General features: G+C 64.8%; 31 protein-coding genes and 2 pseudogenes. 16 read left to right on the top strand and 17 right to left on the bottom strand.

Features of this window, described 5'->3' with window-relative positions; all coding sequences use genetic code 11:
• Window positions 1-68: 68 nt before the first annotated feature.
• Window positions 69-458, top strand: a pseudogene (locus ASD67_RS24045) (c-type cytochrome); the annotation flags it as partial.
• Window positions 459-531: 73 nt separating this feature from the next.
• Here the strand turns inward: ASD67_RS24045 and ASD67_RS23795 are convergent.
• Together ASD67_RS23795 and ASD67_RS18255 are read right to left on the bottom strand one after the other, a co-directional pair.
• Entirely contained in the window at window positions 532-1,194 is a 663-nt protein-coding gene (locus tag ASD67_RS23795; RefSeq protein WP_056350278.1) for a cytochrome b, read from the bottom strand.
• A complete protein-coding gene (locus tag ASD67_RS18255) occupies window positions 1,191-1,850 on the bottom strand; it encodes a cytochrome c oxidase assembly protein (RefSeq protein WP_235535733.1) in 660 nt (219 codons plus the stop codon). The genes ASD67_RS23795 and ASD67_RS18255 overlap by 4 nt, the downstream gene beginning before the upstream one ends.
• A gap of 146 nt (window positions 1,851-1,996) precedes the next feature.
• On the opposite strand from ASD67_RS18255, the gene ASD67_RS18250 reads away from it, so the two are divergent.
• The 3 genes from ASD67_RS18250 to ASD67_RS18240 all read left to right on the top strand — a co-directional run bounded on the left by ASD67_RS18250 (window position 1,997) and on the right by ASD67_RS18240 (window position 5,106).
• Window positions 1,997-2,443, top strand: a complete 447-nt coding sequence (locus ASD67_RS18250; RefSeq protein ID WP_056352128.1) for a DUF2231 domain-containing protein — start codon at window positions 1,997-1,999, stop codon at window positions 2,441-2,443.
• Window positions 2,440-3,786 carry a PQQ-dependent sugar dehydrogenase gene (locus ASD67_RS18245; RefSeq protein ID WP_056350274.1) on the top strand — a complete coding sequence of 449 codons (1,347 nt, stop codon included), beginning with the start codon at window positions 2,440-2,442 and terminating at the stop codon, window positions 3,784-3,786. The genes ASD67_RS18250 and ASD67_RS18245 overlap by 4 nt, the downstream gene beginning before the upstream one ends.
• 306 nt (window positions 3,787-4,092) lie before the next feature.
• On the top strand, window positions 4,093-5,106 hold the full coding sequence (locus ASD67_RS18240; RefSeq protein WP_235535732.1) for a cation diffusion facilitator family transporter: 1,014 nt from the start codon (window positions 4,093-4,095) through the stop codon (window positions 5,104-5,106).
• On the opposite strand, the gene ASD67_RS18235 is transcribed toward ASD67_RS18240, so the two are convergent.
• Genes ASD67_RS18235 through ASD67_RS18225 form a run of 3 tightly spaced genes read right to left on the bottom strand, consistent with a single transcriptional unit; the run spans window position 5,103 to window position 8,114 of the window.
• Window positions 5,103-6,176, bottom strand: a complete 1,074-nt coding sequence (locus ASD67_RS18235) for a sensor histidine kinase (RefSeq protein WP_235535731.1) — start codon at window positions 6,174-6,176, stop codon at window positions 5,103-5,105. The two genes, ASD67_RS18240 and ASD67_RS18235, sit on opposite strands and share 4 nt — an antisense overlap.
• Entirely contained in the window at window positions 6,173-6,619 is a 447-nt protein-coding gene (locus tag ASD67_RS18230) for a response regulator (protein ID WP_056350270.1), read from the bottom strand. Before ASD67_RS18230 ends, ASD67_RS18235 begins: the two co-directional genes overlap by 4 nt.
• On the bottom strand, window positions 6,612-8,114 hold the full coding sequence (locus ASD67_RS18225; RefSeq protein WP_056350268.1) for a sensor histidine kinase: 1,503 nt from the start codon (window positions 8,112-8,114) through the stop codon (window positions 6,612-6,614). The genes ASD67_RS18230 and ASD67_RS18225 overlap by 8 nt, the downstream gene beginning before the upstream one ends.
• A gap of 260 nt (window positions 8,115-8,374) precedes the next feature.
• Here ASD67_RS18225 and ASD67_RS18220 point away from each other — a divergent pair, with 260 nt between their 5' ends.
• Window positions 8,375-8,728, top strand: coding sequence for a response regulator (locus ASD67_RS18220; RefSeq protein ID WP_056350265.1), 354 nt, complete (start codon window positions 8,375-8,377; stop codon window positions 8,726-8,728).
• A gap of 19 nt (window positions 8,729-8,747) precedes the next feature.
• Here the strand turns inward: ASD67_RS18220 and ASD67_RS18215 are convergent, their stop codons facing one another.
• Window positions 8,748-9,005, bottom strand: coding sequence for a hypothetical protein (locus ASD67_RS18215; RefSeq protein ID WP_056350263.1), 258 nt, complete (start codon window positions 9,003-9,005; stop codon window positions 8,748-8,750).
• Window positions 9,006-9,131: 126 nt separating this feature from the next.
• Here ASD67_RS18215 and ASD67_RS18210 point away from each other — a divergent pair, with 126 nt between their 5' ends.
• Window positions 9,132-9,347 carry a DUF2945 domain-containing protein gene (locus ASD67_RS18210; RefSeq protein WP_056350261.1) on the top strand — a complete coding sequence of 72 codons (216 nt, stop codon included), beginning with the start codon at window positions 9,132-9,134 and terminating at the stop codon, window positions 9,345-9,347.
• Between the two features lie 67 nt (window positions 9,348-9,414).
• Here ASD67_RS18210 and ASD67_RS18205 read toward each other — a convergent pair whose 3' ends face one another.
• From ASD67_RS18205 to ASD67_RS18185, 6 genes and pseudogenes are all read right to left on the bottom strand, one after another.
• The gene (locus ASD67_RS18205) at window positions 9,415-9,765 is read right to left on the bottom strand and encodes a CinA family protein (RefSeq protein ID WP_082545167.1); all 351 of its coding nucleotides are present in this window, start codon (window positions 9,763-9,765) and stop codon (window positions 9,415-9,417) included.
• A pseudogene (locus ASD67_RS24040) lies at window positions 9,743-9,817 on the bottom strand (hypothetical protein); the annotation flags it as partial. The gene ASD67_RS18205 and the pseudogene ASD67_RS24040, both read right to left, overlap by 23 nt.
• Window positions 9,818-9,893: 76 nt before the next feature.
• Window positions 9,894-10,394: a hemerythrin domain-containing protein gene (locus ASD67_RS18200; RefSeq protein WP_056350256.1), complete on the bottom strand. Its 501-nt coding sequence runs from the start codon at window positions 10,392-10,394 to the stop codon at window positions 9,894-9,896.
• Window positions 10,395-10,463: 69 nt separating this feature from the next.
• On the bottom strand, window positions 10,464-10,946 hold the full coding sequence (locus ASD67_RS18195; RefSeq protein WP_056350254.1) for a DUF421 domain-containing protein: 483 nt from the start codon (window positions 10,944-10,946) through the stop codon (window positions 10,464-10,466).
• The gene (locus ASD67_RS18190) at window positions 10,946-11,509 is read right to left on the bottom strand and encodes a hypothetical protein (RefSeq protein ID WP_056350252.1); all 564 of its coding nucleotides are present in this window, start codon (window positions 11,507-11,509) and stop codon (window positions 10,946-10,948) included. The genes ASD67_RS18195 and ASD67_RS18190 overlap by 1 nt, the downstream gene beginning before the upstream one ends.
• Window positions 11,506-11,688, bottom strand: coding sequence for a DUF3606 domain-containing protein (locus ASD67_RS18185; protein WP_056350250.1), 183 nt, complete (start codon window positions 11,686-11,688; stop codon window positions 11,506-11,508). The genes ASD67_RS18190 and ASD67_RS18185 overlap by 4 nt, the downstream gene beginning before the upstream one ends.
• 260 nt (window positions 11,689-11,948) lie before the next feature.
• Here ASD67_RS18185 and ASD67_RS23520 point away from each other — a divergent pair, with 260 nt between their 5' ends.
• From ASD67_RS23520 to ASD67_RS18155, 7 genes are all read left to right on the top strand, one after another.
• The gene (locus ASD67_RS23520; protein WP_167346272.1) at window positions 11,949-12,125 is read left to right on the top strand and encodes a hypothetical protein; all 177 of its coding nucleotides are present in this window, start codon (window positions 11,949-11,951) and stop codon (window positions 12,123-12,125) included.
• 144 nt (window positions 12,126-12,269) lie between these two features.
• Complete coding sequence (locus tag ASD67_RS18180) at window positions 12,270-13,922, top strand: FAD/NAD(P)-binding protein (protein WP_056350248.1); 1,653 nt, start codon at window positions 12,270-12,272, stop codon at window positions 13,920-13,922.
• A complete protein-coding gene (locus ASD67_RS18175; protein WP_056350247.1) occupies window positions 13,919-14,458 on the top strand; it encodes a DUF1543 domain-containing protein in 540 nt (179 codons plus the stop codon). The genes ASD67_RS18180 and ASD67_RS18175 overlap by 4 nt, the downstream gene beginning before the upstream one ends.
• A 91-nt stretch (window positions 14,459-14,549) precedes the next feature.
• Window positions 14,550-14,981, top strand: coding sequence for a pyridoxamine 5'-phosphate oxidase family protein (locus ASD67_RS18170; protein ID WP_056350245.1), 432 nt, complete (start codon window positions 14,550-14,552; stop codon window positions 14,979-14,981).
• A gap of 114 nt (window positions 14,982-15,095) precedes the next feature.
• Entirely contained in the window at window positions 15,096-15,578 is a 483-nt protein-coding gene (locus ASD67_RS18165; RefSeq protein ID WP_056350243.1) for a GFA family protein, read from the top strand.
• 7 nt (window positions 15,579-15,585) lie between these two features.
• Window positions 15,586-16,128, top strand: coding sequence for a PRC-barrel domain-containing protein (locus ASD67_RS18160; RefSeq protein WP_235535730.1), 543 nt, complete (start codon window positions 15,586-15,588; stop codon window positions 16,126-16,128).
• A 26-nt stretch (window positions 16,129-16,154) separates the two neighbouring features.
• Window positions 16,155-17,021, top strand: a complete 867-nt coding sequence (locus tag ASD67_RS18155; RefSeq protein WP_056350239.1) for an alpha/beta fold hydrolase — start codon at window positions 16,155-16,157, stop codon at window positions 17,019-17,021.
• 131 nt (window positions 17,022-17,152) lie between these two features.
• Here the strand turns inward: ASD67_RS18155 and ASD67_RS18150 are convergent, their stop codons facing one another.
• From ASD67_RS18150 to ASD67_RS18140, 3 genes are all read right to left on the bottom strand, one after another.
• Window positions 17,153-17,428 carry a hypothetical protein gene (locus ASD67_RS18150; protein ID WP_054727924.1) on the bottom strand — a complete coding sequence of 92 codons (276 nt, stop codon included), beginning with the start codon at window positions 17,426-17,428 and terminating at the stop codon, window positions 17,153-17,155.
• Between the two features lie 79 nt (window positions 17,429-17,507).
• The gene (locus tag ASD67_RS18145) at window positions 17,508-18,299 is read right to left on the bottom strand and encodes a DUF1206 domain-containing protein (RefSeq protein WP_056350237.1); all 792 of its coding nucleotides are present in this window, start codon (window positions 18,297-18,299) and stop codon (window positions 17,508-17,510) included.
• 164 nt (window positions 18,300-18,463) lie between these two features.
• A complete protein-coding gene (locus ASD67_RS18140) occupies window positions 18,464-19,117 on the bottom strand; it encodes an alpha/beta hydrolase (RefSeq protein ID WP_268799383.1) in 654 nt (217 codons plus the stop codon).
• Between the two features lie 204 nt (window positions 19,118-19,321).
• On the opposite strand from ASD67_RS18140, the gene ASD67_RS18135 reads away from it, so the two are divergent.
• Together ASD67_RS18135 and ASD67_RS18130 are read left to right on the top strand one after the other, a co-directional pair.
• Window positions 19,322-20,278: an SDR family NAD(P)-dependent oxidoreductase gene (locus ASD67_RS18135; protein ID WP_443028053.1), complete on the top strand. Its 957-nt coding sequence runs from the start codon at window positions 19,322-19,324 to the stop codon at window positions 20,276-20,278.
• A 167-nt stretch (window positions 20,279-20,445) separates the two neighbouring features.
• Window positions 20,446-20,742 carry a hypothetical protein gene (locus ASD67_RS18130; protein WP_056350235.1) on the top strand — a complete coding sequence of 99 codons (297 nt, stop codon included), beginning with the start codon at window positions 20,446-20,448 and terminating at the stop codon, window positions 20,740-20,742.
• Window positions 20,743-20,777: 35 nt separating this feature from the next.
• On the opposite strand, the gene ASD67_RS18125 is transcribed toward ASD67_RS18130, so the two are convergent.
• Complete coding sequence (locus ASD67_RS18125) at window positions 20,778-21,002, bottom strand: hypothetical protein (protein ID WP_054727930.1); 225 nt, start codon at window positions 21,000-21,002, stop codon at window positions 20,778-20,780.
• A gap of 361 nt (window positions 21,003-21,363) precedes the next feature.
• Between ASD67_RS18125 and ASD67_RS18120 the strand changes: the two genes are divergently transcribed.
• Entirely contained in the window at window positions 21,364-22,395 is a 1,032-nt protein-coding gene (locus ASD67_RS18120) for a mannose-1-phosphate guanylyltransferase (protein ID WP_056350232.1), read from the top strand.
• 31 nt (window positions 22,396-22,426) lie between these two features.
• Here the strand turns inward: ASD67_RS18120 and ASD67_RS18115 are convergent, their stop codons facing one another.
• Window positions 22,427-22,690 carry a DksA/TraR family C4-type zinc finger protein gene (locus ASD67_RS18115; protein ID WP_056350231.1) on the bottom strand — a complete coding sequence of 88 codons (264 nt, stop codon included), beginning with the start codon at window positions 22,688-22,690 and terminating at the stop codon, window positions 22,427-22,429.
• Window positions 22,691-22,697 lie beyond the last annotated feature (7 nt).

Raw genomic sequence — 22,697 nt, 5'->3', positions numbered from 1 at the left:
TCCTCCTGTCCGCATGCCAAGCGCCCGCGCCGCCCGATCGCTTCCGCGCGACGGGCGAGACGATCGCGATGAGCGGCGGCGATGCGGACGCCGAAGCGGCCTGCTTCACCTGTCACGGGCTGCAGGGCGAAGGCGACGGGCGCGACGCGCCGCGCCTCGCCGGACTCGACGCGGGCTATCTCCACCGCCAGCTCGACGATTATGCGAACGGTCGCCGCGAGCATCCTGCGATGCGAGCAATCGCCCGCAAGCTCAGCGACAACGACCGCTCGAAGGTGTCGGCTTTCTACGCAGCGCGGCAGCCGGTAGCCTGGCCTGTCGAAGCCGGAATTCCGGCGGGCGCCCGCCTCTACGACGAGGGCGATCCCGCGCGGGGATTGCCGTCCTGCGCCTCGTGCCACGGTGGGGGCGGCGTGGGCGATGCCGCTAATCCGCCGCTGGCCGGTCAGCCCGCCGCCTATATCTCGGGTCAGCTTCGCGCGTGGCGCGAAGCGAAGCGCAACAATGACCCGCTGGGCGAGATGCGCCGCGTCAGCCGCCTGCTCTCGGCCGCCGAGCTTGCGGCGGTGTCCCGTCATGCGGCATCCTTTCCGCACCATCCTCCGGAAGCTCGGGCAACATCCCCCGCAGCACGTCGTGCCGATCCCAGAAATGATGTTTCAGAGCCGCGCCCACGTGCAGCGGGATCATCGCGACGAGGAGAATGATCAGGAGCGCATGGATTCCCTCCGCCCAGTCGAGGATCCACCACTGAATACCCTTCTCCAGACTGTCGAACGGCATGTGCGGCCAGGGAAGGATTCCCGCCACCTCGAGCGGCTCGCCGCCGACCACCGACCACATCGCCCATCCCGAGAGCGGCAAACCGAAAAAGCAGACGTAAAAGAGTATGTGCGTCACATAGGCTGCGACCGTCTGCCAGCCCAGCCGGTCGGCATCGTTGATGGGACCCGGCACGATCATCCGCCAGATCGCGCGCAGCGCAGCAAGCACGAGCATCAGCAGGCCGAGTTCGGCATGAACCCGAAACGCCTCCAACTTGTCGCCGCCCGCATCGATGCGGCTCATGCGCCAGCCCCAGCCGAGCTGGAATAGGATGAGCGCGGCCATCGTCCAGTGGAATAGCTGCCCGACGGGCGAGTAGCGGCGGTCGGCGGCATAGCGCGCCGCCCACGCCTGGATCGCCTCGATCATGCTGCCACCGGGGGCGGCTCGCCGAGGAGGCGCCAGCCGGTCCAGAGCGCCGCGCCGAGATAAAGAGCCGCGGCAGGAGCCCACATGATGAGCCCCGCCAGTTGCTGATCTTCGAGCGGCGCCAGACCCCAGGCCATCGTCGTCGCGAGATGGGGCGCATAGAGAGGCGTGCCCGCGAAGGTGATGAGCGCCCCGAGCAGCCCCATCTGCACCATCATGGCAAGCAGCAGGCCGATCGCGAGCGGCGGCGACGACGAGCGGAGCGAAGCCCAGAAGCCGAACGCGGTCGCGAGCAACGAAAGCTGCATCAACCAGAAAGTGCCGTCACTCGCCAGCGCGAGAGCATAGGGCGCCGGCGCGTGCCAGATCCAGAATGCGAGAATGTGCGCGGCCGCCCATAGCGGCGCACCGCCGCGCGGCCGAAACCGCGGCAGGCCGAGCGCAAACAGCGGAGCCGCAACCGCGGTCAGGATGATATGGTGCGCGACGCGCACCGAGAAGAGCGCCGACGACAGGGCGCATAGCGGCGACACGAACAGCAGCACGATCAGCGCGAACCCGGCCCAGAAGGGACCGCGCGCTTTCCATCGCCACGCCATCAGCGCCGCGGCGCCCAGCGCCGCGAGCAGCCCGGGATCGAGATTCCAGCGCAGCATCCAGTCAGCCGGGATCGGCGCGGGACCACAATAAGGAATCGAGGACGGATCCATCCAATTGCCAACGTCGCGCCCGGCACGCGGGTTCCGGGAAACTATTGGGCGGTCGGCGCATTATCCAGACGGGGGCCTGCATGGAGATCAATATGGCAACGGCCCCATCGCCTCTCACCGACCCGCCCTATCGCCGACACGCGCCCCATCCGCTGCACGCCATTCTCCTCGCCTTTCCGGTCGCCCTGTTCAGCAGCGCGCTCCTTTCCGACATCACCTATCTCAACAGCGCCGAGATGCAGTGGAGCAATTTCTCGGCCTGGTTGATCACGGGCGGGCTGATATTCGGGGCTCCGGTGCTCCTGTGGTCCGCCATAGCCCTCCTCCGCAGCCGGAAGCTGCCCACGCGAACCCCCGCCCTCGCCTATTTCCTCCTGATCCTCATTATGTGGATCGCGGGCCTCGTGAACGCCTTCAAGCATAGCCAGGATGCCTGGAGTTCGGTCGGCACGACCGGCGTGACCCTCTCGGCCCTATCCACACTTGCAGCGATTGCCGCCGCCTGGCTTCTCCACGCAGCGAAGGAGCCCCGCGCATGAACCGCCAGACCTCCCTCGGCCTCGTCGCTGCGGCGGCGTTAGCGGCCGCGCTCGCCGGCTGCGGCAAAGGCGATGAAAAGCTCGACCAGACGGGCGCCAGCCCAAGCCTGCCGAAGATCGACGAGACGCTCGTCCCACCGATGAAAATCGCCAAGCCTGCAGGATGGAACGGCGAGCTTCCGACCGTTCCAGCCGGTTTCACGATCGTGCCGGTCGCGACGGACCTTAAGATCCCGCGCCAGATCCTCATCCTCCCAAATGGCGATATCCTCGTCGCCGAAGGGTCCGGCGGCCATGCGCCTAAGCTCCGCCCGAAGGATGTGATCGCGGGCTATATCAAGAGCCTCGGAAAATCCTCGGTAAAGGGCGGCGACCGCATCACCTTGCTGCGCGACGCGAATGGCGACGGCAAACCCGAACTTCGTACCAGCTTCATCGAGGATCTCGATGCGCCCTATGGCATCGCGCTCGTCGGGAACAACCTTTATGTCGCCAATCAGGGTGCGCTGCTGCGCTTCGCCTACACGCCGGGCGCAACGCGCATCGCTGGCAAGGGCGAGGAAGTGACCAAGCTCCCGGCAGCGGTCAATCATCACTGGACGAAATCGCTCGCCGCGAGCGCGGACGGGTCGAAACTTTATGTCGGCATCGGCTCGAACAGCAATATCGGCGAGCGGGGAATGAGCATCGAGGAGGATCGCGCCGTCATTTGGGAGGTCGATGCCGCCACCGGCGCGAGCCGCATCTTCGTCTCGGGCATCCGCAACCCGACCGCCCTCGCCTTCGAGCCATCGTCGAACGTCCTCTGGGCGGTGGTGAACGAACGCGACGAGCTTGGCGCCGAGCTCGTACCCGATTATCTGACCTCGGTGCGCGAGGGCGCTTTCTACGGCTGGCCCTACAGTTATTGGGGACGCCATCCCGACCCGCGCGTTCATCCACAAAAGCCCGAGCTCGTCAGGACCGCAGTCACTCCCGATTATGCGCTCGGTTCGCACGTCGCGCCGCTCGGGCTGAGCTTTGCGACCGAAGGCGGGCTACCGGGCTATGAGACGGGCGCCTTCGTTGGAGAGCATGGCAGCTGGAACCGCCAGACTCTCGCCGGCTACAAGGTCAGCTTCATCCCCTTCGCCAACGGACGTCCTGCCGGCAAGCCGAAGGATTTCGTGACCGGCTTCATCAAGGACGGCAAAGCGCGCGGCCGCCCGGTCGGCGTCACCTGGGACCCGGCGCGCGGCGCGCTCTGGATCGCCGACGATCTCTCGAACACGGTGTGGCGCGTCACCGGACCTCGCGCGCTCGCGATGGGATCACCGGTCGCTGCTGCAGCCAGCAATAGATAATCAGGCGGAGCCGCCCGGCTTGAAGCGGATCAAGCGCCAGATAAAATAAGCGAAGAACGCCGCCATGTTCGCGCTAAGGTGTGGCACTGCCCACCTTCTTCCGCCTTCCGGCACCTTCGCGCCCCCGCGGCGCGCGGTCAGCGTTAGACGCGCGCTGGGCGGCGCTGATGGAGCGGGGACATAGCGACGCGTCTCGGGAACGTGCCGCCCCGCTGGGCGTAGCTGTCCCATGACGCGTCCCATCCCCTGTCTATCGATATCGAGAGCCTGCGCGGCCCCTTGCGCCGCGATGGCGAAGGTAGCTCGGTGATAGACCAGTCTGATACGGGCAAGCCGCGCTCGAGGGCGCATCATATCAGGGCGAACATCGTGCTTTACGGTGCGCTCTTTGCCAATCTCGGCATCGCCGTCGCCAAATTTGTCGCCGCGGCGATTAGTGGTTCCTCGTCGATGCTATCGGAAGGGGTCCATTCGCTCGTCGACAGCGGCAATCAGATGCTGCTCCTCTACGGCCAAGCGAAGGCAAAGCGGCCGCCCGACAATCGTCACCCCTTCGGCTACGGCCGCGAACTTTATTTCTGGGCGTTCGTCGTCGCAATCCTCATCTTTGCCGTCGGAGCCGGCATTTCCATCTACGAAGGCTGGATTCACTACCGGGATCCCGAGCCGCTACGCGATCCGACGATCAACTATGTGGTGCTCGCCATCGCCTTCCTGCTCGAGGGTGCGTCGTGGACGATCGCGGTGCGCGAGTTCAACGCCGGGCGGCGCGGGCTCGGCTGGTGGACGGCGGTGCGGCGGTCGAAGGATCCCGCAGGTTTCATCGTCCTGTTCGAAGACAGCGCCGCGCTCGCCGGCCTCGCCATCGCCGCCGGCGGCATATGGCTGAGCCATGCGACAGGGGATCCGCGGATCGACGGCATCGCCTCGATGGCGATCGGCGCAATCCTGGCGGCGGTCGCGATCCTTCTAGCCCGCGAGGCGAAGGAGCTGTTGATCGGCGAGGCTGCGGACCCAGAACTGATCGCGCGTATCTGGACCATCGTCGAACGGCGCCGCGAAATTACAGCGGTCAATCATGTGCGCACGATCCACACCGCACCCAATTCGATCTTCGTCGCGGTAAGCGCCGACTTCGAGGATCGTCTCGCGATGGGCGAGGCCGAGACGCTGATCGAGGCGATCGAGGCCGAGCTCAAGGCTGCGTCGAGCGATATCAGCTCGATCTACATCCGCCCCGAAAAGCAGTCCGATGCGCTCGTCCAGCCTCGCCCGTCAGCGGCGGCCGAACCCGCGCGGCAGCCGCGCGGCGCAAACTAGGCTTTGAGCTCGCCCGGTCGCAACTGGATCCGGATGAGCGCGCTCGTGCCCGGCATATCGCGCGATGCATCGACCGCGCCGTAAGAGACAGCCGCCTTGTGGGTCCGCGCCAACGCTTCGATGAGGCGCGTTCCGAGACCCGTGCCGCGCGCCGTTCCGTCGGACGGCATCCCTGCCCCGTCGTCGACAACCGCGAGTTCGAGCAATGTCTCGTCGGCCCGGCGAAGCGATATCCGAATCTCGCCATCATGGCTGTCGCCATAGGCATATTTGCACGCGTTGCTCACCCATTCGTTGGCGATCATGCCGAGCGCAACGGCCTTGTCGGTGGCCACACGCATGGGCTCGACGTCGGCGATGACACGCCGCGCGGCGACCCCCGTCGACCAGGTTGCCGAGAGATCCTCGGCAAGGCCGCCCAGATAGTCGTCCATCGCCACATATTCGACGTCGTCGGTGGTGTAGAGGCGCCGGTTGACTTGCGCGACCGTCGCGATCCGTTGCTGCGTCTTCTGCAGCGCCTCGCGGGCGGCGGGATCGGCGATCGTCTTCGACTGGAGGGCGACGAAAGACATCACCATCTGGAGATTGTTCGCGACGCGGTGGTTCACTTCCTTGAGCAGCGCTTCCAGCCGCGCATTGGTCGCGCGCAGCTCGCTCTCCACCTCGGCGCGCGCGCGTCGGAGCTGGGCACGCTCGAGTACCTGCTCGAAACTCGAGGCCAAGAGATCGAAAAAATCCTCGCCGACCGACTTTACCACATAATCGTCGGCACCCGACTTCAACGCCGCCACGGCGATGCGGCTCTCCTCGGAGCCCGTCACATAGACGACGGGCGGGCAGTCGCGTAGTGCGCGAAGCGCCTCGAGCGTGGCAAGCCCGTCCTGCCCGGGCATATAGTGATCGACGGCAACGAGATCGAAGGCAGTGACCTTCGCCATGTCGACGCCCTCGCCGCCGCTTGCCGCGAGGCTGACCTCATAACCTTTCCGGCCAAGCGCGCGCGACGCAAGCCGCCGCATGCCGTCGTCGTCATCGATATAGAGAATGTGGGCCAGGGCGGGTCTCAAGCCGGGTCGGGATCGGGGACCTGGATCACCGAGAGGAAGAGACCGAGCTGGCGAATGGCGTCGGCGAAATTCTCATAGTTCACCGGCTTGGTGATATAGACGTTGCAGCCGAGGTCGTAGCAGCGCTGGATCTCGATCTTGTCGTCGGTGGTCGTGAGCACGACGACGGGCGTGCGGCGCAGCGGACTGCTGTCGGCCTTCAGCCTGGCGAGAATGTCGGTCCCGCTCATGTCGGGCAGATTGAGGTCGAGCAGCACGAGCGCCGGCCCGTTGCGCACCGGGCCCTCCGCCGCATCGTACAGGAACTCGAGAGCCGAGGTGCCGTCGAGAAAATGATGGATCTTGTTGGAAATGCCGGCGCGCCGGATGTTCTTCTCGATAAGGCGCGCATGCCCCTCATCGTCCTCGATCATCACGATGTTTACGGGCAGTTGGTCAGGCATCTTCTTCTCCGCTTTGCCACACGAGGGGCAGGATCAGCCGAAAGGTGGAACCCGCACCGAGTTCGGACTGGATTTCGATATTACCGCCGAGGCGATAGGCAAGCGCGCGGGCGTGGGCAAGACCGATCCCCTCCCCCTGCTGGTCCTGGACGCCCGACCTTCGGAAGAGGTCGAACACGCGTTCGTGATCGCGCGGCTCGATGCCCCTACCATTGTCGGCGACCGACACCCACGCCCGCCCGAGATCGGCGCCGCCCGCAATCCGGATAATACCGGCGCGCCCCGGCTGCAGATATTTGAGGGCATTTTCGATGAGATTCGAGAGGATCTGCTCGACCGCGACCCGGTCATTGATCACGGTCGGCAGGTCCGACACTTCGACCGTCGTGCCGGTCTCGTCGATGCGGTGCTGCAGGCTGCCGACGATCGCGCCCACGACGTCGCCGAGAGCAAGCGTTTCGGGCGCGAGCGTGCGGCGACCCTGGCGCGAGAGATTGAGGATCGCGTTGATCAGCCGGTCCATCTTCTGCGTGGAGGTGCGAATGAAGCCGATCGATTCCGGCAGATCCTCCTCGATCGCGAGCCGCGTCGCGGCGTCGGGCGCCTTCCAGCCCTGCGCATCGCCCTGTTCGAGATAGCCCGAGATCGCCTTGCGCGCGGTCTCGAGTTCGGCCGTGAAACCCATCACATTGACGAGTGGCGAACGCAGATCGTGCGACACGATATAGGCGAAGCGCTGGATTTCGGCATTGGCGCGCTTGAGTTCGCCCGTGCGCGCATCGACCAGTTCCTCAAGCCCTTCGTTGAGACGGCGAAGTTCCGCGCGCGATGCGCGGAGCTCGACGAGATTGTTGCGAACGAGGAGCAGCGTGGCGGCTGCAACGACCAGCAGGAGAATGCCGGTTCCGATCAGCGTCAGGGTGAACAGCGACTGCGTGCGCTGCTGGCGTGCTTCGCGATCCTTGAGGAGGGCGAGTTCGCTCTCGAGCATCGTCTCGATGACCGCGCGCGCAGCGCGCACCTCGAGCACCCCCTTGTCGTTCGCGAAGTCGGCGATCAGTGCCGCGCGGTCCGTGCCGCGAAGGCCGAGAGTCGCCTGGTAATGACGGCCATAGGCGTCGAGATGCGCGCGGAGTCTGGCGGCGCGGCCGCGCTGGTTTGGATTGTCGCTAATCAGCGCCTCGAGCGAGGCGAGTTGGGCGCGCGACCGGTCCTCGGCCTCATCCATGATCGCCGCGAAGGCCGGGTTCTGCGTGAGGATCAGCCCGCGGCGCGCCGTTTCCATTCTTTCGGTCGCGCTGGCGAAAGCCCCGAGATTTGCCTCGACAGCGAGCGTGTGCGCCACCTTTCGGGCGTCGGCCTCATTCTGACGCTGCACATAAAAAGCAGTCAATGCCGCCGCGAGGAGCGCAACAAATCCGATCGTCAGGAGAAGGATGATGAGGCGACTCGCCCGCGTGTCGCGGCCGAGCGACGAGATCCTGGCCGATTCCATCGATATGCCCCTCGGCCCGGTCGAACAATTTGTGCCGTGCATGCACTGCCATGCCCTTCGTGGCAAGCAGCCTTGCTAGCCCTATCTGCCGAGATTGCAGGCGGTCTGGGTGGCGATTAACATGGATCAATATGATTTTGGATGAGGGTCGCCGATGCTCGGGCGTAGGCGCGGCACCGGGAGGACATTCACTCGGATGCCGCCGTAAGACGAGCTTCGTGAGCGCGCCGCAAGCGCCTCGCAGATAATGCAGGAAAAATATGCCCAAAAGGATATTGGTCGTAGAAGATGATCCACTTGTCGCCATGATGCTCGAAGATGCGCTGGGCGCGCTGGGGCATGATATTGTCGGAGACGCCGGCGATATCGCATCGGCGCTCAGACATATCGCGACAGGCGAATTCGATGCCGCGATTGTAGACGTCTACCTCGAATCCGGCTTGCCTTGCGATGCGGTAGCCGAGGCTCTCGCGACACGCTCGATCCCTTTCCTTGTCGCGACGGGCGGTTTTGTCGGTCAGCCCGGCCCCTGCTGGAACGATCGGCCGATCCTTGCGAAGCCTTTCACCGTCGACAGCCTCGAAGCCGCGCTAGCCAGCCTCGCTTCAAAATGACGCAAGATCGCACCGCCGATCAGAGACCTGCTTTCTCAAGGGCGGCGGCGACTTCGCGATCGGCCGCATCCGACCCTTGGGGTGCCAGCCGATTGAGCAATGTCTGAATCCGCTTCTGGGCGACTTGCAGGGCCTTGTGGCGTACCTCGCGTTCGCGATTGGTCCGCCACGATCGGCTCTCCCCGAGCAGCGCCGCCCATTTCGCCTCTTCAGCGGCAAGGACGGCGAGGGCAAGCCGCAGACCGTCGCGTTGTCCGCGGGCATGATCTTCATTCATCGCAGCCTCCCTACCGTATTCGGCAATCGCCTCGAAAGAGCCTGCGCCAGATGTCTTCCTGCTAGCCGCTCCTAGAGAGGAACCTTTGCCGCACACGCGGACTGTTTTACGGAAAGGAGAGCGACCATGAAAGACGAACCCAAGAAGGGCGACGAGGTGACGTGGAAGAGCCACGGCGGACGCGCCGAGGGCAAGGTCGTGCGAAAAGTGACGAAAGCAATGGACATCAAAGGCCATCATGTCGCGGCATCGCCGGCGAACCCCGAATATCTGGTCGAAACGGCCGAAGGCAAGCGGGCGGCCCACAAGGCCGGCGCCTTGAAGCGGAAAGCGCCGCGCTAAGGACGGCTGCCGAACTCGGCTCTGCTCCCGCCTCCGGTCCCGCCCGCGGGAGCGCCCGCACGCTCGTTCACGATGCCGCATCGATCATGATCTGTAGCGCTGCGGCCACGGCCTGATCGAGCACATTGCGGCGCCCGATATCGCCGAAATGAAAATCCATGACCCGCACCGCGTCGGCGTCGGCGGCGCCGATGTAGACAAGGCCTACCTCTTCGCGGCCTTCGCGAGGGCCGCAGAACCCCGTGATCGCAATTGCAATGTCGGCATGGCTTGTCCGAAGAGCGCCAGTCGCCATCGCGGCGGCGACCTCGGGATTCACCGCTCCATCTCGCTCGGCGGGCGACGCCGAGCATCTCGCATTTGGCGTCGACCGAATAGAGGATGAAGCCGCGCTCGAGATGAACTCCGAGCGCGGCATCGGCTGCGAGAACCGCTGAGAGCTGACCGCCGGTGCAGCTTTCGGCTGTCACGAAACGCAGCGCCTTTCCGGCCAGATGCCGGGCCAGCTTGCGCGTCCGCCGTTCGATCAGCGTTGCAGCGCTCACCCTACATCGTGGCGAGTTCCGCGGGGGGAAGGCCCGCGGTCTCGGCCTGACGCTTCAGCTCCTCTTTCCGGGCAAGCATCCTTTCGCCGAGTGCGTCGAGGTCGACGTCGGCGGCACGCGCCTGCTGGAACATATTGTCGTGCTGCTTTTCCTCTTCCTTCACATGATGCTTGATCTCTTCCGACAGCACCGTGACCTTCGCCTCGAAAAATTCGTCGTCGGGTCCCGAAGCGACGATATCGTTGATCAGGATCTTGGCGCCATCATGCTCGACATAGGCTTCCTTGAGGAGATCGTCGTCGATCTTTCCCTTGAGCGCCGGATAGAAGACCTCCTCCTCGATCTGCGCATGGATCTTGAGCTCGGTGCAGATCCGGTCGGCGATCTTCGCCTTGCGATCGGTGCCGCTGGCCTTCTCGAATTCCTCGAACAGGGCTTCGACGGCACGGTGATCGGCCGCGAGGATATGGGTGGCGTCGGTGTCGATTTCGGTCGGTTTCATGGCAGTCTCCATCGTCATGCCCCGCGCCTGTTCAGCGCGCGGCGAGCCCGAAAGTTGCGCTCGATCCGCTCAAACCGCGCCGTCGTCGGCATCGCGCTGGCGCGACGCGCCTTCGGACCGCTTGATGAAGCTGATCTTGCCCTGCGGCTCGAGGATCGCCCATTCCACGTCTGAAATGTGGGCAATCCCCGCGAGCCGCATCTCGGACTCGATCTCGTCGGCGGTAAGCCGGTCGCGGTGAAGATTGTCGCGGATGATCTCGCCCTGCTTCACCACGACGCGCGGATGGCCTTCGAGCAGATTCTTGAGTCGCGGAAAGAGATAGGTCGCCCAGCTCAGGGTGAGCGCCCAGAAGGCGAAGGTCACGATCGCGAGCAACGCGCCGGTCAGGCTGAAATCATTATGGGTGACGCCCTGCTGGATAAGGTCGCCCATCACCACAAGCAGAACCAGCTCGAAAGGCGTCATCTGCCCCAGTTCGCGTTTCCCCATGAGACGGAGGAGCGCATAGAGCAGGAAAAACATCGCACTCGCGCGAAGGACGATATCCATCAGGGCAGGACCTTGATCTCTAGCGGCATGCTGCCGAGCCGCTGCTCGCCGTCGAACAGCGCAATCTCGCCCTTGGTTCCTGCGAAGAGCGGCGGGTTGATCTGGCCATCGATCTTGACGACCAGCGTCTCGCCCGCGCGAAGCTCCCCATAAGAGAAACGATAGGCGCCGTCCTTGTAGCTTTCCTCGGCGGCGGCGGGGAGCATCGTGTTGATCGTCATGTCGGTCCAGAGCGACGGGGAGACCGCAAGCACCGCATCGGAAACATCGCGGATCGCCTCGACACGAATGCGGGTTTCGAAAAACTCGCCGTTGCGAATGACCGAGGGCGTCTTCACCTCGAGCCGCGCTGCTCCAAAATCCTCGACGCGCAGCGGACTAGGCTGGCCACCGACGAGGCCCGATAGCGCGACGGCGACGATGGCAGCGAGCAGGACGAAGGAAACGGGGCTCGCGTGGCGGTGCCAGCGCTGCCCGGAGATCATCTTCTCGCTGATTCCGTCCGGGCGACGGCTGTTCGCTGCAGCCGCGTCGCCGCCCGTCCCCTCGGGGCCCGCCGTCAAGCGAGGGGCTCCGGCCACGGCCGCGCGAGATAGGTACGAACCGCATCGGCGCGATCGCCGACTGCCGCGACCGCGATCAATATCTCGGACTGGCTGACGCCCAATATGCGCGCCCAGGCGAGCATCGCGTCGGGCGCGCTTCGATCGATGCGGTCAAGTTCGAACTGTTGGTGGATCACGCCCGTCTCCCGTCGATGATGACGGGCGAACGCCTGCAGGGTACAAAAGTTGCGGTTCGGCGACGATCGCCGAAGGGCGTTCGCAGGCGTCAGGGCAATGGCCAAGCCTCGCCGTCGTCACTCTTTTATTCGCGCCGCGAAACGCCGCGATGCGGCCAAAGTTGCGCACGGCGGCGAAGATAAATCTGGGCGATCGCAGGCAACTTTCGCCCGCGTCCAAGGGTTTCTTGGACCAGAACCCACAGCCAATGGAGAGTATCATGAGCGTTAAGGGACAGATCAAGGAAGCTGCCGGCTATGTGAAGGAAGAAGCCTTCGAAAACGGCGACAGCCCCGAGGCCAAGCGCAAGGCGCAGGAAGGCCGCGACCTTCGCAACGAAGGCCGCATCGAAGACGGCAAGCCGCCGAAGACGGGTACGCCCGGCACCGAAAACTAATCCTCCCGCCAAGTTGATGGCCCCCTTCGGGTCCGCGCATGCGGACCCTTTTTTTGGCTGGGCGCCCCGGAGCAGCTGAGGAGAATTCGCATTGACCCAGAGCAAGTCGGCCGAACTTCTGCGCGCCCGGAGCATTGTCGCAAAATGACACCCCGCATAGCCTTTGTCGGAGCCGGCCCGACCACGCTCTACACGCTGCATGCGCTTCTCGCCCATCACCCCTCGCCCTTCCGTCTTGCCGTGTATGAAGCGCAAGCGAGCGCGGGCCGCGGAACGCCCTATCGCCCCGGCTGGAACGACCCCGCCATGCTGGCGAATATCGCCAGCATCGAAATCCCGCCGCTTGCCGAGACGCTGTGCGACTGGCTGATACGTCAGCCGCCGGAGCGCCTCGCCGATCTCGGCATCGATCCCGATGCGATCGGCGAACGGACCTTCTATCCGCGGGTCGCGCTCGGCGAATATTTCCGCGACCAGTTCGACGCCGTTATCGACATGGCGCGCGCGCGCGGTATCGAGGTTGAGCTGCGCACGCGATGCCGCGTCGAGGACGCGGTCAGCACGTCGGGCGCGATGATACTCAAGGTTCGCACGAGGTCGGGCGAACTCGCCGACGAGGCTTTCGATCATGTCGTCCTCGCGACGGGCCACCAATGGCCCTCCGAGCCCGAGGTTCGGCCGGGCTATTTCCTCAGCCCCTGGCCCGCCTCGGCTCTGGCCACGGTACCGCCCTGCGATATCGGCATTCGGGGCAGCTCGCTCACGGCCATCGACGCCTGTATCGCGCTCGCCAACATCCATGGCTCGTTTGACGAAACCCGGGACGGCGAGACGCATTATCGTCCGGCATCCGCCACTGATGCATTCCACATGACGATGATGTCGAGGAAGGGCCTGCTCCCCGAAGCCGATTTCTATGCGCCGCTTCCCTATGAGCCGCTCGCCATCTGTACCGAGGAGGCGATCACGCGTCTCGTCGCGAGCGAAGAAGACCAGCTGCTCGATGCCGCCTTCGCACTGTTCAAGGCGGAGCTTGCCGCTGCCGATCCCCCTTACGCCGCGGGCATCGGCCTGGAGAACCTCGACCTCGAGGGCTTCTGCGAAGCCTATTTTGCAAGGCGCGCAGCGAGCGATCCCTTTGTGTGGGCCGAGGCCAATCTCGCCGAAGCGCAGCACGACTATGCCGCTAGGCACACAGTCGCCTGGCGTTACGCTATCCTGCGCATGCACGAAACTCTCGCGCTTCTCGTGCCATATCTGGAGGGAACGGACTACCGCCGCTTCGTCCGTTACTTCAAGCCGGTGTTCGTCGACGATTATGCCACCGTTCCCCACAAATCGATCCGGCGGCTGATCGCGCTCCACCGCGCCGGGAGGCTCGATGTCATGGCGATCGGCGACGATTACCGCATAGACACGAGCGGCGAAGAGGCAGGCGCGTCCCTGATCCTGGGCGGCGAGCATCGGCATTTTGAGGTGTTTATCGAGGCGATGGGCCAGCGCCCACTCGGCGCCGCAGCCTTTCCATTCCCCTCGCTGCGCCAACAGGGGATAGTTCGCGATGCATCCCCTGGCGCCGGCAAGGCGGAGGCGCGGGGCATCGCGATCGACGATGCCTTCCACCCGATTGCAGAGGATATCCCGGAATCCCGCCTCTACTGCCTCAGCCTGCCCTTCCTGCTCGGCCGCCACCCTTTCATCCAGGGAATAACAAGCTCGCACGAAATGGGCCTGGTGGTCGGAGAACAGCTCACAGCCGCGATCGGCGAGGCGACCGCTGAGGAGAAGGCCGCGTGAAGCTCTTCGCCATATATGTCGGAGGCGAGATGGCCGGCGCCAATATCGAGCTGCACGACATGCGCTTCGTCGCCGCGCCCACGATCACCGACACTTATGATGCGCTCCGCCGCCAATGGTGGGGCACGCCGGGCAGCCTCCATATCGACTGCTGGGCCGAGATCGATCACGCCGATGGCTATGACATAGTTTTGAAGACCGCGCCCTTCGAGGGTCCCGAACGGCTCTATTATGTCAATCTAGGCGGCTATGTCCGGGGCGAATTTCTCGAGCGCCACCGCAATCTTTTCATCGTCGCGGACACGCTCGCGCGGGCGAAGTCGCGCGCGCTCGCATCGGTGCGGCAGTGGGTGCAGCCGCACCGCGACGAGATGTACGAGGCCGAGCAGGCCTTTGCACTCGACGCGGTCGCCGCCGAAGCCCGGCTCCACATCCATCTCGTGCCCGCCCCGCGGCGCGAGCTCGCGATCACCTGCGAATATCGCCCGATCCGCGCGCCGCGCCAGCAAAGCCGGACCGCCGCGACCGGCCCCTGACCCAAGCCGCGAGGCGCAGCCCCCCTCCGCAACTCCCGCCTTCGCGGCGCATTGATGCAGATACAGACGCTCCAGACAAAAGGCTCCTCCCATGACCATGACGATCGAACAGCTTTCCGAGAAGATGAAGGATATCGACTTCGCGATGCTCGCCACGCACACGGCGGGCGGCGCCATCGGGTCGCGGCCGATGAGCAACAATCGCGAAGTCGATTATGACGGCGACGCCTGGTTCTTCACCGACGAGACGTCCCTCATGGTCGCCGATATCGCGGCCAACCCGAACGTCAATCTGAGCTATCAAGGCAAATCGGGCCTGCTCGGCATGCGGCCCTTCTTCCTCGCCGTCGAGGGTCACGCAACGCTCATCCGCGACAAGGCCGCATTCGCCGAACATTGGACGAAGGGCCTCGAACGCTGGTGGCCGGACGGCATCGAGACGCCAGGGATCGTCCTCATCAAGGTGTCGGGCACCCGCGCGCATTATTGGGACGGGGAGGATGAGGGCGAAGTTCAGCTCTGACAAGGAAAGACATCCCGCCACGGTTCCCGGTCGGTGAAGGACAAAGAGAAGCCACCACCCCATCGGTCTGCCACTACCCTCTCCGATACCCGCGCCGCGAGAAAGGCGAGCTCCATGCCGAACGCTTCCGATAGCGACAATGCAAGCGCCGAAGAGGTTGCGCTTGATGGGGGCTGCGCTTGCGGCGCGGTTCGGTACCGCCTCGAGGAAAAGCCATATGATAGCGGCTGGTGTCACTGCCGTGTCTGTCAGCATGTCTCGGGGTCGGGCGGCATGGTCTTTACGACCGTCCATCTCGACCGGTACCGCATCCTTGCGGGCGAAGAGCATATCGGACGCTTCGCATCGACCAGCTTCGGAACGCGCAGCTTCTGCCGGACGTGCGGCTCGCCGCTAACGATCCATGTGCGCCATCAGGCCGATGAGATCGATATTGCGGCGGGGACGCTGGACGATCCCGAAGAGATTGCGCCAGCTTTCCACCTTTATACCGCCGAGGCGCCGAGCTGGATGCCGATGATGGCGTTCCTTCCGCGGTACAAGGCGCTGCGACCGAAGACGCGCGGGCTCGACGAGGGTGTCACGGAGGCGGGCTGAGGCGTAGATGAAGACCGCGCCCCAGGAGCCGCACGTGGCAAAATCGCAACCGCTTTTGCAGCGGGGCGTTTCCTGGTCAGATCATGACGATTTCGAGTTCCGCCGCGTAGAACCGGAGCTCGATCCGCTACTGAAAGGACAAGACATGCGCATCCTCATCCTCGGTGCCGGCGCCGCACTTTTTCTCGCCGCTTGCGACAGCAAACAGGAAGCTGCCGAGGACAGGATGGAACGTGCAGCCGAGACCAGCGCCACGGTCGCCGGCCCCCTCCCTGCGGCGCTCGGCCTCAGCGAGGCACAACTCCTCGATGCCGAAATCGTCGGCGCGGACGGGAAGGATCTCGGAGACGTATCGCAGGTGCTGCGCGGCGCCGACGACAAGGTGGACCGTCTCCTCGTCGAGCTCGATGGCGTCGGTCCCGACCGCTATGTTCATGTCCCGGTGCAGGGCCTCAAGCCTATCGTACGTGGCGACGACACCGATCTTCAGACGAGCATGACCAAGGCCGACCTCGATGCGCTGCCCGAAGTGAAACTGCCAGCCCCTTGAGATCGTGACGCGCGAGGAGCATCGACTTGAACGGAGAAACCCTCCATCGGCGGATCGATGTCGGCGGAGTTGATATCTTTTACAGGGAGGCAGGACCGCCCGACGCTCCGGTGCTGCTGCTGCCGCATGGCTATCCCTGTTCGTCGTTCGAGTTTCGCAATCTCCTGCCGCGGCTTGGCGATCGGTGGCGGCTGCTCGCGCCCGACTATCCGGGCATGGGCTACAGCGATACGCCCGAGCATTTCGACTATAGCTTCGACGGCTATGCGCAGCTTCTCGACGGGTTCGTGCGTGCGCTCGGCGTCGAGCGCTTTGTGCTCTATCTTCACGATTTCGGATCGCCGATCGGCGCGCGTCTCGCGATCATGCGGCCTGAACGCATCCTCGCGCAGATCATCCAGAATGGGGACATTCCCTATGAGGATGCGCTGGGCGACAAATATGCCGAGATAGAGAAGAGCTGGTCGCTTCCCGAACCCGAGATGCGCGCCGAGATCGGCAAGGCAATCAGCGAGGATGTTTTTCGGGAGGAGTTTCTGAACGACGTGCGGCCCGATCTCGTGCCGCGCATTCCGCCGGACCTCTGGAAACTGCACTGGTCACTGATCAACCCGCGGCGCCGCGAAATCGCGATCGACCTTATCGGGGGCCTCAAGGCCAATCGCTCGTGGTTCGGCGCGCATCGACGCTATCTGCGCGAGCACCACCCGCCGACGCTCATCGTCTGGGGTCCGCAGGATTTCTATATGCCCGAGAAGTCTGCGCGCGCCTATTTGCGCGATCTCCCCGCGGCCGAGCTGCATCTGCTAGACGGCGGCCATTGGCTTCTCGAAACCAACCTCGACGAGGTTGTCCCGCTGATCAGGGACTTTCTCGATCGGACGCTGTGCTGAGAAGCGACGCCGAACCGCGTTGCCTTGCCTTGTCCCAGCGGCGCCAGCTGCCAGCAGCCCGGGCCGGGCCACCGCAACGATAAAGGGCGCCGGAACCGGCGCCCTTCACCCTGCCCTTAGGGAAGGCAGTCTTATTTCTTTTGGGTGTCGCCGACGCCGGTTTCGGACGGAGCGATCTCGCCATTGTCGTCCATCGCGTTGGCTTTTTCTTCGCCTTGCTCTTCGACGACATCGGCCTTCTGCTCCATCGCCTCTTTGGCGGGACCTTCGGGCATCGCGTCGGCCTGATCGTCGATCGCCTCAGCCTTCGCTTCGGCCTGATCCTCGACCTTGTCGGCGGCGGGGCTTTGGCAGGCGCCGAGCGCGAGGGCCGAGGTTGCGGCGAGGGTTACAAACAGCTTTTTCATCGAGACTCTCCCTGTTGATGACTGCCCTGCTAACGCGGCGAAGCCCACAGGGTTCCGCGGGCCTGCGCGATGGGCATCGTCAGCGTCGCGCAGCCATGATCCGCGCGACCATGTCTTCATCGCGAAGCCGCCGCCAGCGGGCCTCGACGAAGCTATGCACGCCGAACAGGAACAGCCCCGCGGCAACGAGCAGATAGAGCGGCGGATTGTCGGTGAGCGCCGAAAGCGCGTCGCCGAGGCCCTTGACCTCGCGGGCAGCGCCGAACCAGCCGCCGCGCACGAGCGAGGCGCCGATGACCGCGAACACGACCGCGCGCGCAGCAAGCCCCGCCCGCCCGACGGGCACGGCCCATGCAGGTGCTGCCGCATCGAGATCCTTTGTAAATTCGGTGGTCCAGGCCTTGACCGCCTGCTGCCCGGCCGCCGCGAGGAAGGCGGCGCCGACGAGCCCGAGGAGCAGGCCGCCAAGCGGCAGGTCGAGCAGCATTCCCGCCGCCTCTTTCTCGCGGCCGTCTTCGGGGGCGCCGCCCGAGGCAAGGCGAAGCGCCGCCCAGGCGAGAATGAAATGGGCGATGCCGCTCGCGGCATAGCCTATCCGCACAGCGACGCCCTTCGCACCGGTTCCCTTGTTTTCGCTATCGAGCGCCGCCCCGTACAGGCGATAGGCGCCGTAAAGCGCCAGACCCATCGCGAGAAGAGCAAGAAGGATCGAGCCAGCGGGCATATCGCGGACCGAGCGGAACACGGCTTGCGGACTGGCGTCGTCGGCCGACGAACCGGTGAGCGCTATCCATGCCAGCAGGCAATAGACGACGCCGCGCGCGAACCACCCCGTCCGCGCAAATGTCTCGAGCCGCCGCAACCTGTTCATAATGCCTGTCCCCGAATGTTGACCCATCAGGCCAACGCCCGCTGCACCCGACAGTTCCGCGCGGCTCCCACCCCGCCGCGGGTGCCCCCCTCTCCCTTCCCGGCCACCCCGCGTCGCTCGCCGACGCCCGTGCGCCCGATGCCGCTGTGACGAAGCTGCGCGGTTCAGCCGCAGCTTTTCGCAAAGGCGCCGGTCACGAAGTCGCGGCCGGTCCGCAGTCCGACCGGGTCGACGCTGTGCGCGACGCCGTAGGAGATATGCGTCTCGACCTCGACGCCGAGCCGCTTCAACTGGCTCTCGGACATGTGCAGCGCCGCGATCGGCACGACGGGGTCGGCCGTGCCGTGCACCAGCAGGACTGGCGGTTTCGACGGAACATGATGCGCGAGATCGGCCGCGCCCGCGAGCATGCCCGAATAGCCGACGATAGCGGCAACGGCGCGGGGGCGGCGAAGGCCGACCTGAAGCGCCATCATCGTGCCCTGGCTGAAACCCACAAGGGCGAGATCGGCCTCGCTGAGGTCATATTGCGCGAGCTTGCGATCGATGAACGCGTCGATCGCCGGCGCTGCCGACGCAGCGCCTGCAGCCAGCGCCGCCGGGGCGAAACCCGACAGCCCCCACCATTGGTAGCCCCCGCCCATTATCGAACATCGCTGCGGTGCATGCGGCGCAAGAAACAGCGTGTCTGGCAAGGCCTCCTGCCACTGCGGCGCCAGCGAAATCATGTCGGAGCCGCTCGACCCGAAGCCGTGGAGCAGCAGCACGATGTTTTTGGGGGCGCCTCCGGAGCGAGGTTGCAGGCTGGCACCGTTCACGATCTTCGACAAACTTCTTCTCTCAGCTTCGGCGGCGCAGGGCGCGCGCCCGGGCGGTAAGGATTGCGACGCTGCATAGGTAGAAAGTCGGCCGCGCATTTCCAGACCACCGCCGCAGCGCAGCTCGGCATGAGCCAAGTGCTCCGCAACCAAGTGTAGGACCCGCCGGTTTGTCGATGACAGGCAGAACAGGAGGAGTCGGCAATGGCACGCAAATCAGAGGCCGGAAAGGTCGGAGAAACCGCGTCCGAGAAGCGCGGAAAACAGACGGCGGCAAGGAAACTGCGGAAGGAGGTCGGCGATACGAAGACGATCCGCACGCCGCCGAAAGACCGGGAATCCGATCTCGACCGCGCGCCAAAATGGGAGCCGCGCTATGCCGGTTCCGACCGGCTCAAGGACAAGGTCGCGATCGTGACCGGCGGCGACAGCGGGATCGGACGCGCGGTAGCCGTATTGTTCGCCCGCGAAGGTGCGGACATCGCCATCGTTTACAAGAGCAACAAGGCCGATGCCGAGGAAACGGCTTCGCTCGTAGGCGCCGAAGGGCGCACCGCGATCCTCGTCAAGGCCGACGTGGGCAAAACCAGCGCCGGAAAGACTATCGTCGACAAGGTCGTGAGCAAGCTGAAGCGCATCGATGTTCTCGTCAACAATGCGGGCGAACAGCATCCGGCGGACGATATTCGCGACATCAGCCCGGAGCAGCTGCAGCGCACCTTCGCCACCAATATCTTCGGCATGTTCTATATTGTGCAGGCTGCGCTGCCGCATCTCAAGAAAGGCGCGGCGATCATCAATTGCACGAGCGTTACCATGTATCAGGGGAGCGGTGGTCTGCTCGACTATGGTGCGACCAAGGGCGCCATTACCGCCTTCACGCGCTCGCTCAGCGAGAATCTGATCGAGAAGGGCATCAGGGTGAATGCGGTCGCCCCCGGCCCGATCTGGACCGCTCAATCCACGCGGCGGAGCGACCGCCGAAAAAGTCGAAAGTTTTGGCGAGACCACGCCGATGAAGCGACCGGGAGAGCCCAACGAGGTCGCACCGAGCTTCCTCTTTCTTGCGTGCGACGACAGCAGCTACATGTCGGGCCAGGTGCTCCACCCGAACGGCGGAACGGTCGTCAACGGATAAACCGCGCCGAGCGGCAATCATAGCTGGGCGCCGCTGCCGCTCGCAACGATTGTCACGCGGTGCCGACACGGCCAGCGCGCTCGTGTCCGTCTCCGGAAGCGAGGTCTTGCATGCCACCCATTAGCGTCTTTAGCGGAACCCCAAGATGTTCCGTTGGTTGACCAAAGGGGGCCGGATAGGGAGAATTGTCATGCCCCGTGGGGACAAATCGAGCTACACCGACAAGCAAAAGCGCAAGGCCGAGCATATCGAAGAAAGTTATGAGAAGCGCGGCGTCGGCAAGAAGGAAGCGGAGAGCCGCGCATGGGCAACGGTGAACAAGGAGTCGGGCGGCGGCAACAAGTCGGGTTCCGGCCGTGGCCAGCCCGATACCCATGAAGCCTCGAGAAAAGGTGGCCGCAAAAGCGGTGCGGGCAAGAGCAGCGAAAAGCGATCGGCGGCCGCGAAGAAGGGTTGGGAAACGCGCCGCCGAAATGCCAAGGGATAGCGGCGGACGAGATTAGCAAGACCGACAAAGAGCCCCTATACGGGCGCTCCGGTCCAGGCAGCGCCGCCCTCACCCTCATAAGATTTCAGGCGATCGACTAGGCTTCGGCGCTCCGCCGCTACCTCGCGCAGGAGGAGGATCGCGGCCTCCCGGTCGAGGCCGACAGGATCAAGACGTCCTTGATCGATCCGCGCGATGAGGTCGGAGAGGAATTTCAGCTCTTGCCCGGCCAGCATCAGAAATGTGTCGCTCTGGTTCATGCCTGTTCAACGCCCCGGCGCCCCGGCGGGCTGCATCAGGCGGAGGTAAAGTCCGACCGGCAAGCCTCCCCAACCTTCGTCGTTGAAGCATTCTTCTCGCCGACTTCGCAATTTCCTGGCGCAACAGGACACGCTGGCCGCGCTCGATCCGGACCACCCATGCGAGAATTCGGTATAACCTGCGTTAATCCGCCCGGTATTTCGGGCCTTTTCGCGGAAACAGGGGCAACTCGCTCGCTTGCGCGGCGTTCGTGCGGACATGGTCCAGCCGGTCGCTAATTTCGAAAACGGCGGAGGGTCTCGGCGCGCCGCGACCGGGTCGAACTCGCGCCCATCCGCCCGATCCTGGAAGGTTGATCCTATGTCTGCGACGATCCAGCCCGTCATCCTTTGCGGCGGCGCGGGTACGCGGCTCTGGCCCGCTTCCCGCGGCGCGCGTGCCAAACAGTTCCTGGATATCATCGGAAAGGAGAGCCTGTTCGCCCGCACGCTCGATCGGGCAACCGGAGCCGGCTTTTCGGCGCCGCTCATCGTGTGCGGCGCCGAGCATGTCGCGATGGTGCGCGAGCAATCCGAGGGTCGCGATCTTCGGCTGATCGTCGAGCCCGCGGCGCGCAACACCGCTGCCGCCATCGCACTCGCGGTCGCTTCGTCGGCCGATGACGTGCTGCTGCTCGTCATGCCGAGCGATCATGTCATCGCCGATGTAGCCGCATTCCGGGGCGCCATCGCCAAAGCCGCCGATCTGGCGCGCGACGACTGGCTGGTCACATTCGGCATCGCCCCCGATCGGCCCGACACCGGCTTCGGCTACATCGCCAGCGGCGCACCGCTCGGCGACAGGGGATTTGCCGTCGCCCGCTTCGTCGAGAAGCCGCCGCTCGCCGATGCCGAAGCGATGCTTCGCGAGGGTGGCTACAGCTGGAACGCCGGCATCTTCCTCTTCCGGGCCGGTCGCATGCGCGAGGCGATGCTCACGCATTGCCCGGCCATATATCGCGCGGCGGAAGCCGCGGTCGCCAATGCGCTGCACGATTGCGATGCCCTGCACGCGGCAAGCGCGCCGTTCGAACAGGCGCCCTCTGATTCGATCGACTATGCCGTGATGGAGAAAGACGCCCGCGTCGCGGTCGTCCCCGTGTCGATGGGCTGGTCGGACCTAGGCAGCTGGCAGGCGGTGCACGCGCTCGCAGGTGCCGACGCGGCCGGTAATGCTTGCAGCGACGATCTTTTCGCACACGACAGCCATGGTTGCCTGGTTCGCGCGCCCGGAAAACGCGTGTCGCTCGTCGGCATGGACAATGTCGGCGTCATCGTCGACGGCGACGATATCCTCGTTATCGCGCTCGACCGATCGCAGGAGGTCCGGGCCGCAGCCAAGGCGCGCGCCTGAAGTCCATGCCGCGGCTCGCTTCCCCAAAGGGTCAGCGCAGCTGACTGTCCTTGCTTCCCCGGCGGTTGAAACCGGCCGGACGGCGTTCGGCGTCGCGAAGCGTCTGGCACCCGATGCAGGTACGGCTCGCAGGCAAGGCCTTTCGCCGCGCCTCCGGAATCCGCTCGCCGCAATCGTCGCAATAGTCCGCGCCCTTGCCGGACAGCAGCCGCAGGCGCGCCTCCTTGACGGCATCGCTCACCGTGTCGTCGATCTGCTCCTGAACGGCGCCGTCGCGCGCCCAGCCATTCGCCATGTTGAAG

It is taken from the genome of Sphingopyxis sp. Root1497 (genome assembly GCF_001427085.1).
In the GTDB taxonomy this organism is placed as follows: Bacteria; Pseudomonadota; Alphaproteobacteria; order Sphingomonadales; family Sphingomonadaceae; genus Sphingopyxis.
This window is presented reverse-complemented; position numbering and strand designations above follow the sequence as displayed.

What these genes read in the sequence shown, in the direction of transcription:
- ASD67_RS18135 (WP_443028053.1), top strand. Translation starts at nt 19,322, where the DNA reads ATGGCACGCAAATCAGAGGCCGGAAAGGTCGGAGAAACCGCGTCCGAG.
- ASD67_RS18230 (WP_056350270.1), bottom strand. Translation starts at nt 6,619, where the DNA reads ATGCCTGACCAACTGCCCGTAAACATCGTGATGATCGAGGACGATGAG.
- ASD67_RS18195 (WP_056350254.1), bottom strand. Translation starts at nt 10,946, where the DNA reads ATGGATATCGTCCTTCGCGCGAGTGCGATGTTTTTCCTGCTCTATGCG.
- ASD67_RS18200 (WP_056350256.1), bottom strand. Translation starts at nt 10,394, where the DNA reads ATGAAACCGACCGAAATCGACACCGACGCCACCCATATCCTCGCGGCC.
- ASD67_RS18150 (WP_054727924.1), bottom strand. Translation starts at nt 17,428, where the DNA reads ATGAAAAAGCTGTTTGTAACCCTCGCCGCAACCTCGGCCCTCGCGCTC.
- ASD67_RS23520 (WP_167346272.1), top strand. Translation starts at nt 11,949, where the DNA reads ATGAGCGTTAAGGGACAGATCAAGGAAGCTGCCGGCTATGTGAAGGAA.
- ASD67_RS18115 (WP_056350231.1), bottom strand. Translation starts at nt 22,690, where the DNA reads ATGGCGAATGGCTGGGCGCGCGACGGCGCCGTTCAGGAGCAGATCGAC.
- ASD67_RS18220 (WP_056350265.1), top strand. Translation starts at nt 8,375, where the DNA reads ATGCCCAAAAGGATATTGGTCGTAGAAGATGATCCACTTGTCGCCATG.
- ASD67_RS18165 (WP_056350243.1), top strand. Translation starts at nt 15,096, where the DNA reads ATGCCGAACGCTTCCGATAGCGACAATGCAAGCGCCGAAGAGGTTGCG.
- ASD67_RS23795 (WP_056350278.1), bottom strand. Translation starts at nt 1,194, where the DNA reads ATGATCGAGGCGATCCAGGCGTGGGCGGCGCGCTATGCCGCCGACCGC.
- ASD67_RS18160 (WP_235535730.1), top strand. Translation starts at nt 15,586, where the DNA reads ATGAAGACCGCGCCCCAGGAGCCGCACGTGGCAAAATCGCAACCGCTT.
- ASD67_RS18215 (WP_056350263.1), bottom strand. Translation starts at nt 9,005, where the DNA reads ATGAATGAAGATCATGCCCGCGGACAACGCGACGGTCTGCGGCTTGCC.
- ASD67_RS18120 (WP_056350232.1), top strand. Translation starts at nt 21,364, where the DNA reads ATGTCTGCGACGATCCAGCCCGTCATCCTTTGCGGCGGCGCGGGTACG.
- ASD67_RS18180 (WP_056350248.1), top strand. Translation starts at nt 12,270, where the DNA reads ATGACACCCCGCATAGCCTTTGTCGGAGCCGGCCCGACCACGCTCTAC.
- ASD67_RS18125 (WP_054727930.1), bottom strand. Translation starts at nt 21,002, where the DNA reads ATGAACCAGAGCGACACATTTCTGATGCTGGCCGGGCAAGAGCTGAAA.
- ASD67_RS18210 (WP_056350261.1), top strand. Translation starts at nt 9,132, where the DNA reads ATGAAAGACGAACCCAAGAAGGGCGACGAGGTGACGTGGAAGAGCCAC.
- ASD67_RS18225 (WP_056350268.1), bottom strand. Translation starts at nt 8,114, where the DNA reads ATGGAATCGGCCAGGATCTCGTCGCTCGGCCGCGACACGCGGGCGAGT.
- ASD67_RS18255 (WP_235535733.1), bottom strand. Translation starts at nt 1,850, where the DNA reads ATGCTGCGCTGGAATCTCGATCCCGGGCTGCTCGCGGCGCTGGGCGCC.
- ASD67_RS18205 (WP_082545167.1), bottom strand. Translation starts at nt 9,765, where the DNA reads ATGCCGCGCTCGGAGTTCATCTCGAGCGCGGCTTCATCCTCTATTCGG.
- ASD67_RS18130 (WP_056350235.1), top strand. Translation starts at nt 20,446, where the DNA reads ATGCCCCGTGGGGACAAATCGAGCTACACCGACAAGCAAAAGCGCAAG.
- ASD67_RS18245 (WP_056350274.1), top strand. Translation starts at nt 2,440, where the DNA reads ATGAACCGCCAGACCTCCCTCGGCCTCGTCGCTGCGGCGGCGTTAGCG.
- ASD67_RS18170 (WP_056350245.1), top strand. Translation starts at nt 14,550, where the DNA reads ATGACCATGACGATCGAACAGCTTTCCGAGAAGATGAAGGATATCGAC.
- ASD67_RS18145 (WP_056350237.1), bottom strand. Translation starts at nt 18,299, where the DNA reads ATGAACAGGTTGCGGCGGCTCGAGACATTTGCGCGGACGGGGTGGTTC.
- ASD67_RS18250 (WP_056352128.1), top strand. Translation starts at nt 1,997, where the DNA reads ATGGCAACGGCCCCATCGCCTCTCACCGACCCGCCCTATCGCCGACAC.